The organism is Bacteroides sp. 43_46, assembly GCF_001915455.1.
Taxonomy (GTDB): Bacteria; Bacteroidota; Bacteroidia; order Bacteroidales; family Bacteroidaceae; genus Bacteroides; species Bacteroides caccae.
Window position 1 is genome coordinate 27539 of the sequence record NZ_MNQN01000112.1, and the last position, 20324, is coordinate 47862.

General features: G+C 45.1%; 15 protein-coding genes. 10 read left to right on the top strand and 5 right to left on the bottom strand.

Annotated elements, in window-relative coordinates; genetic code table 11:
• Positions 1 to 7 precede the first annotated feature (7 nt).
• The 5 genes from BHV72_RS11045 to BHV72_RS11065 form a co-directional block, all read right to left on the bottom strand.
• Entirely contained in the window at positions 8 to 1660 is a 1653-nt protein-coding gene (locus tag BHV72_RS11045; RefSeq protein WP_022042122.1) for an ABC-F family ATP-binding cassette domain-containing protein, read from the bottom strand.
• 646 nt (positions 1661 to 2306) lie between these two features.
• Positions 2307 to 3680, bottom strand: a complete 1374-nt coding sequence (locus BHV72_RS11050) for an FAD-dependent oxidoreductase (RefSeq protein WP_286855953.1) — start codon at positions 3678 to 3680, stop codon at positions 2307 to 2309.
• Between the two features lie 99 nt (positions 3681 to 3779).
• A complete protein-coding gene (locus BHV72_RS11055; RefSeq protein ID WP_005678592.1) occupies positions 3780 to 4361 on the bottom strand; it encodes a DUF417 family protein in 582 nt (193 codons plus the stop codon).
• A gap of 86 nt (positions 4362 to 4447) precedes the next feature.
• Positions 4448 to 5287 carry an AraC family transcriptional regulator gene (locus BHV72_RS11060; RefSeq protein WP_005678594.1) on the bottom strand — a complete coding sequence of 280 codons (840 nt, stop codon included), beginning with the start codon at positions 5285 to 5287 and terminating at the stop codon, positions 4448 to 4450.
• 2 nt (positions 5288 to 5289) lie between these two features.
• On the bottom strand, positions 5290 to 5772 hold the full coding sequence (locus tag BHV72_RS11065; protein WP_005678595.1) for a cytidine deaminase: 483 nt from the start codon (positions 5770 to 5772) through the stop codon (positions 5290 to 5292).
• Between the two features lie 110 nt (positions 5773 to 5882).
• On the opposite strand from BHV72_RS11065, the gene BHV72_RS11070 reads away from it, so the two are divergent.
• From BHV72_RS11070 to BHV72_RS11115, 10 genes are all read left to right on the top strand, one after another.
• Complete coding sequence (locus BHV72_RS11070; RefSeq protein WP_286855956.1) at positions 5883 to 6788, top strand: glucosaminidase domain-containing protein; 906 nt, start codon at positions 5883 to 5885, stop codon at positions 6786 to 6788.
• Between the two features lie 102 nt (positions 6789 to 6890).
• Positions 6891 to 8261: an NAD(P)/FAD-dependent oxidoreductase gene (locus BHV72_RS11075; RefSeq protein WP_022042119.1), complete on the top strand. Its 1371-nt coding sequence runs from the start codon at positions 6891 to 6893 to the stop codon at positions 8259 to 8261.
• A gap of 182 nt (positions 8262 to 8443) precedes the next feature.
• Positions 8444 to 9691 (top strand): efflux RND transporter periplasmic adaptor subunit, encoded by a 1248-nt coding sequence (locus tag BHV72_RS11080; RefSeq protein ID WP_122264059.1) that lies wholly within the window; start codon positions 8444 to 8446, stop codon positions 9689 to 9691.
• A gap of 10 nt (positions 9692 to 9701) precedes the next feature.
• Positions 9702 to 10997, top strand: a complete 1296-nt coding sequence (locus BHV72_RS11085) for an ABC transporter permease (protein WP_122350542.1) — start codon at positions 9702 to 9704, stop codon at positions 10995 to 10997.
• Between the two features lie 35 nt (positions 10998 to 11032).
• The gene (locus tag BHV72_RS11090; RefSeq protein WP_005681526.1) at positions 11033 to 12328 is read left to right on the top strand and encodes an ABC transporter permease; all 1296 of its coding nucleotides are present in this window, start codon (positions 11033 to 11035) and stop codon (positions 12326 to 12328) included.
• A 68-nt stretch (positions 12329 to 12396) separates the two neighbouring features.
• Positions 12397 to 13062 (top strand): ABC transporter ATP-binding protein, encoded by a 666-nt coding sequence (locus BHV72_RS11095; RefSeq protein WP_005681524.1) that lies wholly within the window; start codon positions 12397 to 12399, stop codon positions 13060 to 13062.
• An 84-nt stretch (positions 13063 to 13146) separates the two neighbouring features.
• Positions 13147 to 15756 carry an ABC transporter substrate binding protein gene (locus tag BHV72_RS11100; RefSeq protein ID WP_286855962.1) on the top strand — a complete coding sequence of 870 codons (2610 nt, stop codon included), beginning with the start codon at positions 13147 to 13149 and terminating at the stop codon, positions 15754 to 15756.
• Between the two features lie 175 nt (positions 15757 to 15931).
• Positions 15932 to 17410, top strand: a complete 1479-nt coding sequence (locus tag BHV72_RS11105) for a TolC family protein (RefSeq protein ID WP_286855963.1) — start codon at positions 15932 to 15934, stop codon at positions 17408 to 17410.
• 101 nt (positions 17411 to 17511) lie between these two features.
• Positions 17512 to 18867 (top strand): sigma-54-dependent transcriptional regulator, encoded by a 1356-nt coding sequence (locus BHV72_RS11110; RefSeq protein WP_005678609.1) that lies wholly within the window; start codon positions 17512 to 17514, stop codon positions 18865 to 18867.
• 79 nt (positions 18868 to 18946) lie between these two features.
• Positions 18947 to 20281: a sensor histidine kinase gene (locus BHV72_RS11115; protein ID WP_005681521.1), complete on the top strand. Its 1335-nt coding sequence runs from the start codon at positions 18947 to 18949 to the stop codon at positions 20279 to 20281.
• The last annotated feature ends 43 nt before the right edge of the window (positions 20282 to 20324 follow it).

Below are 20324 nucleotides of genomic sequence, written 5' to 3' on the forward strand. Positions count from 1 at the left end.
CAATGGATTAACTTAATACAATACGCTGTTCGATACCGATTTCTCGAATGAAATAATTATCGTGCGAAATGGCTATGACGGTACCTGTATAGTTCCTGATAGTCGCAGTGATGATGTCGATACTCTGTATATCCAGATTGTTGGTCGGCTCGTCCAAAATAAACATATCCGGTGTGTTGTTGCTGATCATCAGGCAGCAGAAAGCGAGCCGCATCTTCTCGCCGCCGCTTAATTTCCGGCAGGACTTGTCCCATTCGGAAGCGGGAAACAAGTAACGGTTCAGGATGATCTTTATTTCATGTTCCGGCAGATTGCGGTTGTTGAAAGCGTAAACCTGTTCAAGGACACTGTTCCGGTCGTCGATGATAGAATACTCCTGATTCAGATAAACATAAGAAAAATCTGCCCGTGTGAGTGTTCCTGTCTGTGGTTGAAGTTGTCCGGTGATGATTTTCAAGAGAGTAGTCTTTCCGCTGCCGTTGGTCCCTTCTATGCGGAGGCGGTCGCCACTCTTTAACTGAAAACTGACGGGAGTTTGCCAAAGCAGTTGTTCCGGCAGGTTATTTTCGGAAGGTTCGTTATCGCTTTGGCTATCGCTGTCGTTCGGAGCAGAATGATAACCGAAGTTGATATCCTTTGCCGTAATTAACGTTTTTCCGGTGTGCAGGGAAGAACCGTTGAAATCTGTTTTAAGCGCAGCCGTTGGAGAGAGAGAACCCCGGAGTTGGTTACGTTCTTCTGTCAGTTTGTCGGCTTTCTCCTGATGCACGCTGTTAAGTTTGCCGGTACTTTTTTCTGATTTTCCCTGCAATGCATTTAGTACAATGCGTGGAACACCTCTTTTAATATTAGCTTTCTCACCGCGTACATTCTGTTTGTCTCTTCGTTCGGCTGTTTCACGGGCTACCTTGCGTGCTATCCGCAGTGCTTTTTCTTTTTCTTCGATACGCTGTTGTAAGGCTTCCCGCATCAGAGTTTTCTGTTCTTTGTAGAATTCGTAGTTTCCGCCATAATAAGTGAGTTGATGTTTCTCCAATTCACATATTTCGGGAAGAAGATTGAGCAGGGTACGGTCATGGCTCACGACCAACAACGTAGAGTGACATTTCTCTACCCAGTCATACAAACGTTGTCGGCCCGACGAATCAAGATGATTGGTCGGTTCGTCCATGAGTATGACAGAGGGATTATGAATATCCATACCTGCCAGAAAAACACGGGTCTTTTCTCCGCCGCTAAGCAAATGCATTGGGTAGGACAGGGGAAACTGGCCTAATCCCCATGAGTCAAGAGCGGCAATGGAACGTTCTTCGATATTCCAATCATCGTCCAACTGGTTAAAATTCTCCGTTGAGGCATCTCCTGCCAGGATAGCTTGCAGGGCTTGTTGCTTGCGGTCTATCCGCAAGGCTTGGGCAATGGTCAGCGAATCATATTGTCCGAAATGTTGGGGGATGTAATAAATGTCGTCTGGGCGGACAATAACGCCGGAAGACGGTGATAGTTGTCCGGCAATAATTTGCAGCAGGGTAGATTTCCCGCAGCCGTTATTACCGACTAATCCCAGTTTCTGTCCTTTACTAATGGCAAAGTTGAGGTCACTGAATAATACTTCTTTATCCGGGTGGATATAGCTGATTTGTTGAATACTTATAGGCATGGTTGTCTATTGGGGTTGAAGTGAAAGAAATAGTGAAAGATAATCACGGGGCAGGGGGCGACAAACACAATACCGGCTAAACAACACGGATTCCGTGATGCTTAACAACGAGGAAAAAGCATATAAGAAAAGTGATGTTTACTTAGAAGTGTTGTCTTACTTGGAAATTCTCATTGCGGTAAGTATATAGTTTAACTTGGGCGCAAAGATAGCACTTTTGGGGAAGAATCCTATTCTATTTCAGTAGAAAAGTTATTTCAGAGGCTCCATTTACTCAATTCAGACCTTCTGTTCTGCTGAATCAGAATCTTTGTCTGCCCTGTTTAGAGGCTCTGTTTCGGTAGTCCGGAACGTGAATGGAGAAGTTTTTCTGAGTTAACGACAAAGTTCTGAGCATTAGGGACTAAAGTTTCTTTCTATTGGTGGTAATCTATAAACGCAACTTGTATTTATAAAAATGAAGCTTTCATTTATAAAAACGCAGGTTGCATTTATAAAAACAAAAGCTTCGTTTATAGTTTATTGTTAGGGTCTGATAAGTTTAGTATTCGTCCGGGATAAGTTTGTGAGTAGGCAAGAGGAAGTTTATTGCTAATCAACTGGTTTATAGTCTATATCTTCCTTTATTTCTTTACCATTCTATTTCTTATATATCGAACAATTCATTCAAGCCTTCACTCATACTAGGATGCGTAAAGATGAAATCCCGCAGGAATGTATAATGTTGTCCTGTTTTCATCGCCATGGCAACGATATTGATTATTTCCGGGGCTTCGGCGCAAAACAGTGTACACCCCATGATCTTTCCGCTATGGTCGTTTACAATTGCTTTCAGCATGCCGTCTGTCTGTTTCAACGTGCGCGAACGTACCACAGAAGTAGCCGGCAAATGGGAAACCTTAAAAGAATATCCTCTTTTCAGTGCTTCTTCTTCGGTAAGTCCGATATGAGCCAACGGCGGGTCGATAAATACGGCATAAGGAACAGGGTCACGATCTCCGATGTCCCGTTTCTTGTCTCCGAAAAGCTGGTCGCGGATGATCCGGAAATCATCTAATGAGAGATAGGTAAACTGCGGTCCGCCTTTCACATCACCCATTGCCCAAACGTGAGGGACGGTTGTGCGTAACTGGTCATTCACCACGATAGCCCCGTGAGCATCCACCCCTATACCTGTTGCTTGCAGGTTCAACCCTTCAATCATAGGCTTTCGCCCGGTTGCGATAAGGATAGCGTCACCGTCTACAAAATAAGGAGTGCCGTCGGATACGTCCGAATAAGTCAGCGTCACACCGTCATTCGTATCATGGATAGACTGTGCACGGGCATTCAGATGAATCTCTATCCCTTTCTTTTCCAACACCTCTTTCACGCTGTTCGCTATATCCTGGTCGTTGCGGGGCATGAACCGGTTGCCTCCTTCGAGAAGGGTAACTTTGCTCCCGAACTCGGCATACATCGAAGCAAATTCCAGTCCGATATATCCTCCGCCCACGATAATCAGGTGTTGAGGCAGCACGTTCAAGTCCAAAAGAGTAGTGCTGGTATATACTTTCTGACTCTCCTTAATCCCGTCTATTGCCGGAATAATCGGTGTGGAACCCGTATTGATGAAGATTTCTTTCCCTTGCAGTTCGATATCCCCTTCCGGCAGCGCCACCTTGATGATATTAGCCGAAACGAAAGAACCTTCTCCCGTGTAGACCGTTACATTGGGACGTTTGCTTAACCTTTCATAATTATTGTTTCTTAAGAAAGACGTCAGTCTGTTTTTCCGGCCGATAGCCTGTTTGTATAAGTTCGCCTGTTTCGGATAATCATCGTGATAGAGCAAGGCGGCAATGCCGGCTTCGTGCACGAGCGTTTTCGTCGGGATACAGGCGATGTTGGGACACGTTCCTCCATACATCATGCTTGAACGTTCCACGACGGCAACTTGCCAGCCGCGGTTTGAAAGTTCGGCAGCAAGAGTCTTTCCTGCTTTGCCGAACCCTATAATGATTGCATCATATTGTTTCATAACTTCTTTCATTAACGATTAATATTCAACTATATAACAGTGAGATGAATTATTTGTTTTCGTCGTTTCGAGAAGTTAAGGAATTCAAAAGTAGTGAGGTTAGTCTTTTTTCAATGTTTTGAGTACACGTTGTGACGAGTCGGATAGAAGCACTACTGCACCTGCCAGTATGACGATATCTTTAATCACCAGCCGTCCTGCACCGGACAGTAACGGGAAACCGAATTCTCCGCTCCCCAGGTTGGGTACCCAGACCTCCGGCGTGGTGACGAGGAACGAAAGTGTACCGAGCGTCATGATGATAGCGAGCGAATCGCCCACCAGTCCCACTTTGGGGAAGAAGATGCCCAAGAACACCAGAATACCGATACTCATGATAAGCGCTCCCAGTCCGTAGGAGAAAGTATATGTGTTGTTCGCTTCGTGCCATGCACGGTTTTCGGGTACCAGAGCACCTTCCGGATTCTTGAAGTTTTTGTACTCCGGCGCTTCCTTTGCATAGAAGAAGCTCATGAACGGGCTGTTGGCTACAAACGGAACAATCCCGTCGGCTTCGTAGTGGAAATACTTCAGCCCGCCTATCCATACGAATACGACTAGAATGGCTACACGGATAAACTTGGTACCAAAATTTCTCAGACTTGATGTGAAGGTCAGTAATGCGATAAATTTTTCTTTCATATTGTTGTCGTTTATGAGTTTAACTTACACCGCAAAGGTCGCGCTTTCCTCATAACCTCCAAATGGCAATACTGCCGCATTACTTATCAATTCTTCCCAATCTGCTCATTTCTGAACTGCACGGCACTCTGTCCCGTCATGTTTTTGAAGAAACGGCTGAAAGAAGCCTGATCTTCAAACCCCAGAATATCGGCTATCTCTTTGGCACTTTTGCTGCTGTACAGCAACAGGCGTTTCGCTTCCGCTTCCACCCGTTCATGAATCACACGGAGTGGGGAAGGCAGTTTGCACGTAGAAAAGATATTCGACAGGGTTTTGGGTGATTTGTGCAACATATCGGCATAGTCCTGCACCTGTTTCTTAGTCTTGTAATACTCGTCCACCAGATTGTAGTACTGGCGGACAATCTCGAAGCCGGATTCCTTTTCCCGTGTAATGTCCAACCGGTGACGGGCTATCCGGGTACATTGGATGATAAACCTTTTAAGAAGGATGCGCAGCATTTCTTCCTGAAGGCTGTCCGAAACGGTGAATTCGTTTTCCATGGCTACGGTGATATCGTTCAGTTGCCGGCGTTCCTGCTCGTTGAGGGTGAAGCGGACAAGGTGGGACGAACCGTTGAAGAGGAAACCGCTGCACGACACCTCATGGTCATTGCCGTAGATGCAATAGAAATTACTGTTGAACAGTAAAGTTGTATATTCCCCGTCGATTGATTTGAACTCAAGATGTTGCAGGTGTGTCAGTGAAATCACATCATCCTGCGACATCAGCATTTCCTGGTGGTCGATTTCCACCGTGATACTTCCCTTGCGCACCCATATAAACTTGTAGAGTCCTTTTTCTTTTTGCAGTGTCTTCTCTGTCTGATAAGAATCCGTAAGCGCGAGTGTTCCTTTAAGTTTTGTGTGATATTGTTGCAGCATAATTAATCCTCCATAGCTGATGCGTCAAATGATAACGGCAGTAAGTCGCCTATACTTTTAATTTCGTAGATGCATTCTTTGCCGTAAAGCAGAATGCGGATCGGTTGCCCGTAGCGTTTCTCCGTTTCGAGAATCACCTGGCGGCAGGCACCGCAGGGAGGAATCGGATTATCAATAAAGTCTTTCTCCGTTCTGGCGGCGATAGCAAGTGTGATGACGGGCTGGTCGGGGTACCGGGAGTTGGCATAGAACAGTGTGGTACGTTCCGCGCAGAGTCCCGACGGATATGCGGCATTTTCCTGATTCGTGCCGGACACCACAGTTCCATCGCCCAGCAGTGCGGCTGCACCCACTGAGAAATGCGAATAAGGGACATAGCTGCGTGCGGTTGCTTCCTTGGCAGTGGTCACAAGAGCCCGGTCGGCCTCATTCAACTCATCATATTGATATACTTTAATAATTGCGGTAATTGTGAGGTCTCTCATATACGTTAGGGGATTGGTTTCTACAATTAATGTTACAAAGTTAGGAAAGAGATTGATAATCCCAATTATTTTTCAGATTTTTGTGCCTTATAATCCACATCTGAAATAAAATGGAGAACAAACTGTATAGACTGGTCTTTTTAACTATGGTTTTCTTCTTTGCAGTAGGAGCGCAGGCGCAACGAAGAAATTCCCGTTACGTAGAATATATAAATAAGTATAGTGATCTGGCTGTGGAGCAGATGAAGCTTCATAAGATTCCGGCTAGTATAACGCTGGCGCAGGGATTGTTGGAAAGCGGAGCCGGATATAGCCAGTTGGCACGCAAGAGCAACAACCATTTTGGTATCAAGTGCGGCGGCAGTTGGCGGGGGCGTAGTGTCCGCCATGATGACGATGCGCGTAATGAGTGTTTCCGTGCGTACAGTAATCCGCGTGATTCGTACGAAGACCACTCTGAGTTTCTGAGACGCGGAGCCCGCTATGCCTTTCTTTTCAAACTGGATATTACAGACTATAAAGGTTGGGCACGGGGATTGAAGAAAGCCGGATATGCCACCGACCCTTCTTATGCCAACCGTCTGATTACTATCATCGAAGATTATGACCTGTATAAGTACGACCGTAAGGGTGTCTACTCCGAACGTAAGCTAAGGAAAAAACCCTGGTTGATGAATCCGCATCAGATTTACATAGCCAATGATATCGCCTATGTTGTCGCCCGCCACGGAGATACTTTCCAGGATTTGGGCAAGGAATTAGGTATCAGTTGGAAGAAACTTGTGAAGTATAACGACTTGCATCGTGAATATACCTTAATGGAAGGAGACATCATCTATCTGAAATCCAAAAAGAAGAAAGCCTCCAAACCTCATACTGTATATGTGGTGAGGGACGGTGATTCCATGCATGGCATTTCCCAGAAATACGGTATCCGGCTCAAAAACCTGTATAAGATGAATCGTAAGGACGGTGATTATGTCCCCGAAGTGGGCGACCGCCTGCGTCTTCGTTAGGCAGCTTTGAACACGCTTTTTTTCCTTTTTGTAAAAGTTGGACAAAAGGAAAACTAAATGACTCATCCGGATGTTATTATTAGGATAAAACATGATTGGAGTATGAGTCTAAATATTGCAAAAGTTGACAAGAAGCGTGTCGTCATAGTAGGCGGTGGTTTCGGTGGCCTGAAGTTAGCTAATAAGCTGAAGAAATCAGGCTTTCAGGTGGTATTGATTGATAAGAATAATTATCATCAGTTTCCCCCGTTGATTTATCAGGTGGCTTCGGCGGGTATGGAACCTACTTCCATTTCGTTCCCTTTCCGTAAAATTTTCCAGCACCGGAAAGACTTTTATTTCCGAATGGCGGAAGTACGCGCCATTTTCCCGGAAAAGAACATGATACAGACTTCCATTGGGAAAGCCGAATACGATTACCTCGTCTTGGCGGCAGGCACTACCACCAACTTTTTCGGTAATAAGCATATCGAAGAAGAGGCCATGCCGATGAAGAACGTCTCCGAAGCCATGGGACTGCGGAATGCTCTTTTGGCTAATCTCGAACGGGCGCTGACCTGCTCAACCAAACAGGAACAACAGGAACTGCTGAATATCGTCATTGTAGGCGGAGGAGCCACAGGCGTAGAAGTGGCCGGTGTACTTTCGGAAATGAAGAAGTTTGTACTGCCGAACGATTATCCCGATATGCCGGCTAGCCTGATGCATGTCTATCTGGTGGAAGCCGGACCACGACTGCTTGCCGGAATGTCGGAGGATTCATCCGCTCATGCGGAAAAATTCCTTCGTGAAATGGGAGTGAACATATTGCTGAACAAGCGTGTGGTCGACTATCGCGATCATAAGGTAATGCTAGAAGACGGTAGCGAGATTGCCACCCGTACCTTTATTTGGGTGAGTGGTGTGACTGGTGTTACTTTCGGAAACATGGATGCTTCGTTGATAGGGCGTGGCGGACGTATTAAAGTCGATGAATTTAACCGGGTGGAGGGAATGAAGAACGTCTTTGCCATTGGTGACCAATGTGTGCAGTTTTCTGATAAAGACTACCCCAACGGACATCCTCAACTGGCACAAGTCGCTATCCAGCAGGGTGAACTCCTGGCAAAGAATCTGATGCGCCTTGAAAAAGGAGAGGAGATGAAACCTTTCCATTACCGGAATCTCGGCTCAATGGCAACTGTCGGTCGTAACCGTGCCGTGGCGGAATTTAGTAAGATAAAGACGCAAGGTTGGTTTGCCTGGGTGTTGTGGCTGGTAGTTCATTTGCGTTCTATTCTTGGCGTGCGCAACAAGGTGGTGGTACTACTTAACTGGATATGGAACTATTTCACTTACGACCAGTCCATGCGTATGATTGTCTATGCCCGGAAAGCAAAGGAGATTCGTGACAGGGAGGTCGTTGAAGCGACTACCCACTTAGGAAAAGACCTGCTGCACGAACCGCAACAAAGCGGACAGGAAAAAGCATAATGTCGTCTTATGCGGCACACCGTTCTGTTTCTGAACGGTAAATTCGTACAGGGTGTTCGATTTCGGACACCCTTTCTTTTGGGCTACATTCTCTATTTCAGTAGTTTATGATTCTGGCACGGATTTGGTATATATAAGTTCCGAATGAATATAATACATGATAAAATCATAAACAATCAGATATGGACAGAGAAATTCCTAAGGAAGTTCGTCAGAAAGAACGTAATAAGAAAATCATTCGTTATTCGGCCATAGGGGTGGCAGGAGTTATTGTTGTCAGTGTACTCATCTCTTTGATGAGAGTGGGAGTAGAAGAAAAAGATCTTGTGTTCTCTACAGTCGACAAAGGAGTGATCGAAGTCAGTGTCAGCGCGTCGGGAAAGGTGGTTCCTGCTTTTGAAGAGATAATCAATTCGCCTATTAACTCCCGTATCCTTGAAATCTATAAAAAAGGAGGCGATAGCGTGGAGATAGGCACTCCGATTTTGAAACTCGATCTTCAAAGTACGGAAACACAATACCAGAAACTGTTGGATGAAGAACAAATGCGTCGTTATAAACTTGACCAGCTTCGTGTCAACAGCCAGACCAAACTTTCCGATATGGCGATGCAGATCAAGGTTTCAGCCATGAAACTTAGCCGGATGAAGGTGGAACTGCGGAACGAACATTATTTGGACAGTCTCGGGGCAGGAACAACGGATAAAGTCCGTCAGGCGGAACTAAGCTATAATGTTGCCCAGCTCGAATACGAACAACTTCAACAGCAGTTTAAAAATGAACAGGAAGTGGCCGCCGCAGAGTTGAAGGTGCAGGAACTTGATTTCAATATCTTCCGTAAGAGTCTGGCGGAGATGAAGCGTACGTTTGAGGATGCGCAAATACGTTCTCCCCGAAAAGCTATCCTTACCTTTATTAATAATCAGATTGGTGCACAGATTTCGCAGGGCGAACAAGTGGCAGTCATCTCCGATTTGAGTCATTTCAAAGTGGAAGGCGAGATTGCCGATACGTACGGCGACCGTGTGTCGGCAGGGGGAAAAGCGATTGTGAAAATCGGCAGTGATAAATTGGAAGGAACTGTCAGCAGTGTGACACCGCTTTCCAAGAATGGGGTGATCTCTTTCAGCGTACAGTTGAAGGAGGATAACCACCGCCGTCTGCGTTCCGGATTGAAGACGGATGTCTATGTGATGAATGCCGTGAAAGAAGATGTGATGCGTATTGCCAATGGCTCTTTCTATGTGGGACGCGGTGAATATGAACTGTTTGTCTGCGATTCGGATAGCGAACTGGTCAAACGTAAAGTACAGTTGGGCGATTCCAACTTTGAATATGTAGAAGTGCTGAGCGGGTTGAGACCGGGCGACAGGGTAGTGGTGAGCGATATGAACTCCTATAAAAACAAGAATAAACTGAAACTAAAATAAGGTAGAAGATATGGCTGTCAGGGTATATTTGAAACAAGCGTGGAACTTAATGAAGCAGAATCCGCTTTTCAGCACGCTCTATATTGTAGGAACAGGGATTTCTATCGTTATGACAATGGTAATAGCTATTGTGTATTATGTGCGGTTGGCTCCTGTTTATCCGGAGACGAACAGGATGCGTACATTGGTGGTGAAATCCGCTAAAATGACAAACGATGAGAGTACTCATTCTGCCAATATCAGTTATGCAATGTTGAAAGACTGGTTCTACTCGTTGGAAAGTGCGGAAGTAAGTACCGGAGTGTCTGGTACAAGTTATGCCCGGGTGACAAACGACAAAGAAGAAATTCCGACTTATGCAAGGTATACGGACGAGAACTTTTTCCGTGTCTTTCCTTTGGTCTTTCTGGAGGGGAAGCCATTTACTGAGGCCGATCGCCGTAGCGGTATTCATAATGTAGTACTGACAGATAGTTATGCACAGCAGCTTTTCGGAACAACTAAGGGAGTGGTCGGTAAAAACTTCTTAATGGATTATACCAATGTAAAAGTGGTGGGTGTTGTGAAAAGTGGCAGTTTTCTTACACCGGACTCGTATGCCCAAGTTTATCTTCCTTATAGTTGTCGCGATGGCTATGATGATGAAGGAAGCCATTGGGCGTTGGGAGGTTATCGTGTCTACATTTTGATGAAGGAATCGAAAAGTGTCACAGATGTACAAGATGAAGTACTGGAACTTGTCCGTAAATTTAATGTATCGGATATGGGTGACGGGTGGAAGCTGGATTTAGTGGGACAACCCGAACTTTATTGGCATAGCACTTTCCGCCTCTGGAGTAATGTCGCTGTCGACTGGGGCAGGGTGATATGGATGTTTGTAGGTATCTTTATGGTATTACTTTTTGTTCCCGCTTTCAATTTGAGCGGCATGATTTCTGCCCGTATGGAACGCCAGTTACCGGATTTGGGTATACGTAAGGCGTTTGGTGCTTCCCGCAGGCGGTTATTGGTACAGATTATCTGGGAAAATCTACTCCTTACAGGCTTGGGAACTCTTCTCGGATTGGTAATAGCTTGGATTGTACTTGCTTTGTCGGGATATGAGATATTCAGTTTATTCGAAGTCTTTCCTAAGTTTCCTCCTAAAGGAGTGAATTTGGGAATGGGAATTGATATGTTTTTTGCTCCGTTAATCTTTGTGGCAGCGGCTCTGTTCTGTTTATTACTGAATCTGATATCAGCGTTAATACCCGCATGGAATGCATTACGCCATCCGATAGTTGAATCTTTGAATGAGCAGAAATAGGGTTATCACTTTATATATAATAGAATTAGATCATTATGTTGAAACTGATACTGAAAAATCTTTGGGCACGGCGAGTCCGGAATGCGTGGTTGCTTGCCGAACTGATACTGGTCACTGTTCTGACCTGGTATATCACTGATCCTCTCTTTGTGTTAAGTTATAATCAGACGTTGCCTTTAGGATACGAACCGGACGGGTTGCTGATTGCTCCTATCCGCAGTTTGCCTTCCACTGCTCCTGATTATAATAAGGAAGAAGCGGATTCTCTTCATACAATGGAAAATATGCATCGTATGTTACGTAAGTTGCGTGATTATCCCGGTGTACAGAATGCTGCTCCTTTGGTGACTTTTGCTTTTCCGGGTTCGGGAGGGAGTTCGTATAATACTTATGCATACGATACATTGGCAATACCGGCGTCCATATCCTACTTTATACCCCATACCGGATTCTTTGAGACTTTTGGTTTCAAAACCTTTGAAGGAAAGACATTGGGAGAATTGGACAATATGGATTATCAGAGAAATGATCTTGTTGTATCTGCTGATTTGTTGCAGATCCTTCCGAAGGTCGGCCGATTGACCGGAAAACGACTGTTTTATAATAGCGATGACGATGAGAAGGATACAACTTTTTTCTCAATAAAAGGAGTCGTGGAGAAAGTGCGTTCCCGTAATTATGAACAAGGTATGTATTCTTTCTTTGAACCGCAATTGAATGTTCGTTCGAAAGAAGTATGGAACGGGGGATCTTTTTTGATTCGTCTGCAACCGGATGTGTCCGAGCAACGTTTTCTGCATGACTTCCGTACTTGGGCATACAGTAATCTGAAAGCCGGTAATCTTTATATACGGGAGGTCTCTACTTACAAGGAACAATTGGATTACTTGGAATATGGCTCCGGTGTTACCAATAAATACCGGATGAATATAATATTAGCGGTTTTCTTTCTTATTAATCTGGCGTTAGGAGTCACCGGTGCTTTCTGGCTCCAAACTCGTAGCCGCCGTGAAGAAGTGGGAATTATGTTGAGCTATGGGGCAGCACCGGGTAATATATGCAGGCTATTAATGGGAGAAGCTGCTATATTGGCTTCGTTTGCCTGGTTGGTGGGGTGTCTGATTTATTTGCAGTATGGACTGGCAGAAGGCAACTGGTATGAACAGGGCTATGTCGTGCCTTCACTTTGGATTAACAATTTCTGGCTGCATTATATAGTAGTGTCACTTATAGTTTATATCATTATTATCGTTGTGGTGTTGCTCGGAGTCTTTATTCCGGCTTACAAGATAAGTAGGATTCCTCCCACCGAAGCCTTGCGTGATGAATAAATGATGAAGATACGACCGGAAAAAGAGAAAGACAGATTATAATAATAACGATTTAAATACTTACGACTGTGATTAAATTAGTTGGCATTAATAAGATTTATCGCACCAATGAGATTGAGACGGTAGCGTTGGAGGATGTAAACCTTACAGTGAATAAAGGAGAGTTCCTGAGCATTATGGGGCCGTCAGGTTGTGGTAAATCCACTTTATTGAACATTATGGGGCTATTGGATACACCAACCGGTGGAAGTATAGAAGTAGCCGGAACAAGAATTGAAAGCATGAAAGATAAGGAACTTGCCGCTTTCCGTAATAAGAAACTGGGATTTGTGTTTCAGTCCTTCCACCTGATAAATTCGCTCAATGTGCTGGATAATGTTGAGTTGCCTTTACTTTATCGTCGTATGAGTAGCAGTGAACGCAAGCGGTTGGCACAGGACGTTTTGGCAAAGGTGGGGTTAAGTCACCGGATGCGTCATTTCCCGTCTCAGCTCTCCGGTGGTCAGTGCCAGCGTGTTGCTGTTGCCCGTGCGATTATCGGCAATCCGGAGATTATCCTTGCTGACGAGCCGACCGGTAACCTGGACTCCAGAATGGGAGCGGAAGTTATGGAACTGCTTCACCGGTTGAATAAGGAAGACGGACGGACGATTGTTATGGTGACGCATAATGAAGAACAGGCAAAACAGACTTCGCGGACAGTTCGTTTCTTTGACGGGCATCAAGTGCAGTAAAAAGTTAAGGCTATTTGCATTGTTTTCAATATAATAACTTATCTTTGTGCGAATAATATTGAAAGAGGTGCAGATCTTTTGCTTATGAAACAACGATATTTCTGTGTGTTTGTAGTTCTGTTTATTGCCGTTCTTTGTCAAGCGGCAGCATCGGAGCGTACATACAATGTGCTTTTTATCCAATCGTATACTTCGCAGACTCCTTGGCATCGCGATTTGAACCAAGGTTTGGTGAAAGGCTTTAAAGATAATGGATTGAAAGTGAATATAACGACTGAATATCTGGATGCGGATTTTTGGGCATTCAGATCTGAGAAAGTCATTATGCGTCGTTTCTGTGAGCGTGCCCGTAACAGGGAAACCGATTTGATTGTGACATCCAGTGATGAGGCTTTCTATACGCTCTTTGCGTGTGGAGACTCGTTGCCCTTGCAAATACCGGTTGTATTTTTTGGTATTAAGTATCCGGATGAGAAGCTGTTTGCCGCTCATCCCAATGTCTGCGGATATACGGTCAATCCTGATTTTGATATTATTTTGCGGGAGGCACAGCGACTGTTTCCCAAACGCAAAGAGGTTATTTGTGTGATTGATAATAGTTTTCTGAGTAACAAGGGACTGGAGGATTTTCAGGAGGAATGGGAAGTCTTTCAGAAAGATAATCCCGATTATGACATGAAGATATATAACACACAAAATCAGACAACCAGCCATATTATTTCTGCTATTTGCTATCCGCGTAATAGTTACGGACGTGTGGTAATTGCTCCCAAATGGTCTCCTTTTCTTTCTTTTGTAGGCAAAAACTCGAAAGCCCCTGTTTTTGCTACACAGAATGTTGGTTTGACCAACGGAGTGTTCGGTGCTTATGATTGCGATGCCTATACTTCGGCAATGCAGGCCGCACAGAGAGCTTCTTCCGTATTAAAAGGAACATCTCCCAAAGACGTCGGGGTTACTGAGATTCCGCAAGGGTTTATATATGACTACAAGCAACTGGAATTTTTTCATGTCAATCCTGACAAGATAGGCTCGAAAGGAACTGTTGTCAATGAACCCTATTGGGAGAAATATAAACTCTTGTTTATTCTTCTTTATCCGTCTATTTTGGCATTATTGATTGCGTCTATCGTATGGTTGATACGTGTTAATCGTCGTGAGGCCAAACGGAGGGTACAGGCGCAGACCCGTTTGTTGGTACAGAATAAAATGGTGGAACAACGCAATGAGTTTGACAATGTCTTCCATTCCATTCGCGACGGTGTCATTACATATGATACCGATTTACATATCCATTTTACCAACCGTTCCCTGTTGCAAATGCTACATTTGCCGTTCGATATAGGTGGACGTGTGTATGAAGGAATGATGGCGGGAAGCATTTTCAAGGTTTATCATAATGGTCAGGATATCCTCCATAAAATGTTGAAGGAAGTAGCAAAGACCGGAAAGAGTGTTATGATACCGCAAGGTGCCTTTATGAAAGAAGTACATAGTGACAAATATTTCCCCGTATCGGGAGAAATCGTGCCTATCTTTTCAAGGGAAGAAATTACCGGTATGGCTCTTTCTGCACGTAATATATCGGATGAAGAGATGCAGAAGCGTTTCTTCGACATGGCAGTGGACGAGAGCGCTATTTATCCGTGGCAGTTTGATATGGAAACAAATTGCTTTATTTTTCCGCAAGGCTTTCTGGTGAGGTTCGGTTATGATGAAGCTGTTACTACCATTTCTCGCGAAGAAATGGATCGTACGATTCATCCGGATGATATAAAAGAAATACGTGTTCTTTTTGACAAGGCCTTGTCGGGTGAAGAAGAAAGCACACGTTTGAACTTCCGCCAGCGTAATGTGAAAGGCGAATATGAGTGGTGGGAATACCGTTCTTCTATTGTTACCGGCTTGACGCAGGATTCTCTCTATAATATATTAGGTGTATGTCAGAGTATCCAGCGGTATAAGACTGCTGAGCAAGAGATGCGGGAGGCGCGTGATAAGGCGCTTCAGGCGGATAAATTGAAGTCGGCCTTCCTTGCCAATATGAGCCACGAAATCCGCACTCCGCTGAATGCTATCGTCGGTTTCTCCGATTTGTTGAGTGATACGAGTAACTTTACCGAAGAAGAGGTGACGCAGTTTATTGCCACAATCAACAAGAACTGCGGATTGTTACTGGCTTTGATTAACGATATTCTCGATTTGTCGCGCATCGAATCGGGAACAATGGAATTTATGTTTGCGGAACATAACCTGCCTTTATTGCTCAAAACTGTCCATGATTCGCAGCGCCTGAATATGCCTGCGGGTGTAGAACTGGTACTGCGTATGCCTGCGGGCGACAAGAAATATCTTACGACAGATAATGTCCGCCTGCAACAGGTAGTCAATAACCTTATTAATAACGCTGCCAAGTTCACCGGTAGCGGCTTTATCACTTTCGGTTATGAAGAAGATGAAGAACCGGGTTATACCCGGATTTTCGTAGAAGATACGGGAGTCGGTATTTCGGAAGAAGGTATCCGCCATATCTTCGAGCGGTTCTATAAGGTCGATAACTTTACGCAGGGGGCAGGTTTGGGATTGAGCATTTGCCAGACTATTGTCGAACGTCTGAAAGGAACTATCAGTGTCACTTCCGAAGTAGGCAAAGGCACCCGCTTTACGGTACGTCTTCCTAACTACTGCGAATAGACACCCGTACCTGCTACAAACAATACTAAAACGGCTGCATACATAATCGAACGTTCATTTTTGAGCATAGTGTCCGAAAATGAACACTGCTCTTATTCTTTAATTGATTGAAAATAAATACCTTATTCTTTTGGCACATCGTTTGAACCTCCTTAGGTGAAAAATATAGTGCGTAATGAAAAAGAAAAGTATATTGTTTGCTCTTGCTGCTGTTTGCCTGCCTGTGGTATTATCGGCACAGCAGGAAAGGAAGATAACCTTGAATGAAGCTATTGCTATGGCACGCGTGCAATCCGTAGATGCCGCCGTTGCCCTGAATGAATTGAAAACTGCCTATTGGGAATATCGTACCTTCCGTGCCGATCTTTTGCCGGAAGTCAACCTGACCGGTACATTGCCTAATTACAACAAGTCTTATGGCTCCTATCAGAATGCAGACGGTTCATACAGCTTTGTCCGTAACAGTGCTTTGGGACTTTCCGGCGACCTTTCCATTGACCAGAACATCTGGCTTACCGGCGGTAAACTTTCATTGGTGTCTTCGCTCGACTATATGAAGCAGTTGGGCTCCGGAGGCGACCGTCACTTTATGTCTGTTCCCATTACGCTGAAACTCACGCAACCGATTCTTGGCGTAAACAACGTGAAATGGAACAGGCGCATTGAACCGGTACGTTATGCGGAAGCAAAAGCTGCTTTTATCACCGCTACCGAAGAAGTAACCATGCGGGCAATCACCTATTATTTTAATCTCCTGCTGGCCGAAGAAAACTTGGGGACAGCCAGGCAAAACCTCTCCAATGCCGACCACCTCTACAAAGTAGCACTTGCTAAACGTGAAATGGGGCAGATCTCCGAAAACGAACTCTTGCAACTGAAACTTTCCGCCTTGAATGCAAAAGCTTCTTTGACGGAGGCCGAAAGTGACCTCAATGCCAAGATGTTCCAGCTTCGTGCCTTTTTGGGAGTGGGAGAGGATGAAAATCTGCGTCCCGTCATTCCCGAAACTGTGGACGGAACGAAAATGGAATACAATCAAGTGTTGAGCAAAGCTTTAGAACGTAACTCATTTGCTCAGAACATTCGTCGCCGACAGTTGGAAGTTGATTATGAAGTGGCCACGGCACGCGGTAACCTGCGTAGCATCGATCTGTTTGCAAGTGTGGGGTATACCGGAGAGAATCGTGATTTCCCTGCTGTTTACAAGAATTTGCAGGATAACCAAATTGTGCAGGTCGGCGTTAAGATTCCTATTCTGGACTGGGGAAAACGCCGGGGTAAAGTTCGGGTTGCCAAGAGCAACCGTGAAGTGGTGCTTTCCAGAATCCGTCAGGAACAGATAAACTTCAATCAGAACATTTTCCTGTTAGTGGAGAATTTCAATAATCAGGCGCAGCAGTTAGCTATTGCAAAGGAAGCTGATCTCATAGCGCAGCAACGTTACAAGACCAGTATTGAAACCTTTCTGATTGGCAAGATTAATACGCTGGACCTGAACGACGCTCAAAGTTCCAAAGATGCGGCGCGTCAGAAGCACATTTCCGAGCTCTATTATTATTGGTATTATTTTTATCAGATTCGTAGCCTGACGCTTTGGGATTTCCGTACCAATACCGAACTGGAAGCCGATTTTGATGAAATAGTGCGACAATAAAAAAGGAAAGGTCCATAAAGACAGTATTTTTTTGTAGATTTGCATCATCACAGTAATAGAAAAGGAAGCTCTGATAGAATATAGAATAAGGAATACGAACTATGATTCTGATAATTGACGATGATAGCGCGGTACGTTCTTCGCTTAGTTTTATGTTGAAGCGTGCGGGATACGAAGCACAGGTAGTTCCCGGTCCCCGGGAAGCTATCGAGGTAGTGCGTACGGTAGCTCCGGATTTGATACTTATGGATATGAACTTCACTCTCTCAACGACAGGTGAAGAAGGTTTGACTCTGCTCAAACAAGTGAAAGTGTTCCGTCCCGACACTCCGGTGATACTGATGACAGCTTGGGGGAGTATCCAACTTGCCGTGCAGGGAATGCAGGCAGGAGCTTTTGACTTTATTCCCAAACCGTGGAACAACGCTGCCCTGCTGCAACGTATCGAGACGGCCTTGGAACTTTCCACTGCTCCTAAAGAAACAACGCAGGAACAGAACGACGCATTCAATCGTAATCATATCATCGGTCGTAGCCAAGGCTTGACGGACGTATTGAATACCATTGCCCGCATTGCAAAGACCAACGCCTCCGTATTAATAACAGGCGAAAGCGGTACAGGTAAGGAACTGATAGCCGAAGCGATCCATATTAACAGCCAGCGTGCTAAGCATCCTTTTGTAAAAGTAAACCTCGGAGGAATTTCCCAAAGCCTGTTTGAAAGTGAAATGTTCGGGCACAAGAAAGGAGCTTTTACCGACGCTTCCGCCGACCGTACCGGACGTTTCGAAATGGCAGACAAGGGAACGATCTTCCTTGATGAAATAGGCGACCTCGACCTTTCCTGTCAGGTGAAGCTTCTGCGTGTATTGCAGGATCAGACCTTCGAAGTGCTCGGCGACAGTCGTCCCCGCAAAACGGACATCCGTGTAGTTTCCGCCACCAATGCCGATTTGCGCAAAATGGTGAATGAACGTACTTTCCGTGAAGACTTGTTCTATCGTATCAATCTGATAACCGTTAAACTACCCGCTTTGCGCGAACGCCGTGAGGACATCCCTTTGCTGGTGCGTCACTTCGCTGACCGTCAGGCAGAGACGAACGGATTGCCTCGCACGGAATTTTCCGCCGATGCCATGCAATTTTTGAGCCGCCTGCCTTATCCGGGAAATATCCGCGAATTGAAGAACTTGGTGGAACGTACGATACTTGTCAGTGGCAAGCCTACTCTCGACGCATCCGATTTCGACGCCCAGTATATCCGCCATAACGATCAGAAAGCAGCCGAAAGTACTTCTTTTATCGGCATGACTTTGGACGAAATAGAGCGTCAGACCATACTTCAGGCTTTAGAACGGCATAAAGGTAACCTGAGTCAGGTAGCTATGGCATTAGGTATCAGTCGTGCCGCCCTTTACCGGAGGCTTGAAAAGCATAATATAAATTATACGTTATAATAGCTTGTATATTGTAGCTCTGTCTGATGATACAGACAGATAATTACCAGTGAATCATATAACTTAAAACTATTTGTCCGTGCGAATCAAAGGCTTCTTTTACATATTCGTCATCTTGTTGCTGATTTTGGGAATTGGCTTGCTTTGCCTTTCCGGCCAGTTACGTCCGGCTTTCTTTTATGTAGGAGAGGGGCTGATCCTGTTCATCTTGGTCTATCTGGTTTTCTTTTATCGTAAGATAGTGAAACCTTTGAACACGATTGGAAGCGGTATGGAATTGTTACGCGAGCAGGATTTCAGTAGTCGACTGAGCCGGGTGGGGCAGTACGAAGCCGACCGTATCGTGAATATCTTCAACCGCATGATGGAACAACTCAAGAACGAACGCCTCCGTCTGCGCGAACAGAATCATTTTCTCGATTTGATGATTAAGGCTTCTCCTATGGGAGTTATCATCACCTCCCTTGACGACGAACTTTCGGAACTTAACCCTATGGCGTTGAAAATGCTCGGTGTCCGCTTCGAAGATGTTCAGGGGAAAAAGATGAAAGACGTTGACTCCCCGTTAGCCGGGGAACTTGCCAGTCTGCCGAGAGGTGAGACAGTAACCGTCCGCCTGAATGACTCGAACATTTACCGATGCACCCATTCCTCCTTTATCGACCGTGGATTCCAACATCCTTTCTTTCTGATCGAAAGCCTTACGGATGAAGTGATGAAAGCTGAGAAGAAAGCCTATGAGAAAGTAATCCGTATGATAGCCCACGAAGTGAACAATACCACTGCGGGAATTACCTCTACGTTGGACACCGTAGAGCAAGCGCTTACTACGGAAGAAGGTATGGAAGACATCTGTGATGTGATGCGTGTCTGCATTGAACGCTGTTTCTCCATGAGCCGCTTCATCACTCGCTTTGCCGATGTAGTGAAGATTCCCGAACCGACGTATTCTCTTGTCAATCTCAACGACCTAGTCTTTGCTTGTAAACGTTTCATGGAAGGAATGTGCAACGACCGCCACATCACTCTCCGCATGGAGATAGACGAAAGTCTGCCGGACGTAAAACTGGACAGCTCCCTGTTTGAACAAGTGCTTGTCAATATCATTAAGAATGCGGCGGAGAGTATCGCACCGGAGGGGAAAAGCATTGTGCCTGAAGACGAAAGTCCGGAACCCAAAGGAGAAATCATTATCCGTACCCTGTCTCCTGCTACGATCGAGGTGATAGACAACGGCAGAGGGATCAGTAAAGAGACAGAAGCCAAACTGTTCAGCCCCTTCTTTTCAACGAAACCGAACGGTCAGGGGATCGGGCTTATCTTTATCCGTGAAGTCCTGATGCGTCACGGATGTACTTTCTCTCTGCGTACTTATTCCGACGGATTAACCAAATTTCGTATTCTTTTTCCTTAAATGTGATAAATGAGAACAGTTCTTCCGTCAAACAGAACTATTA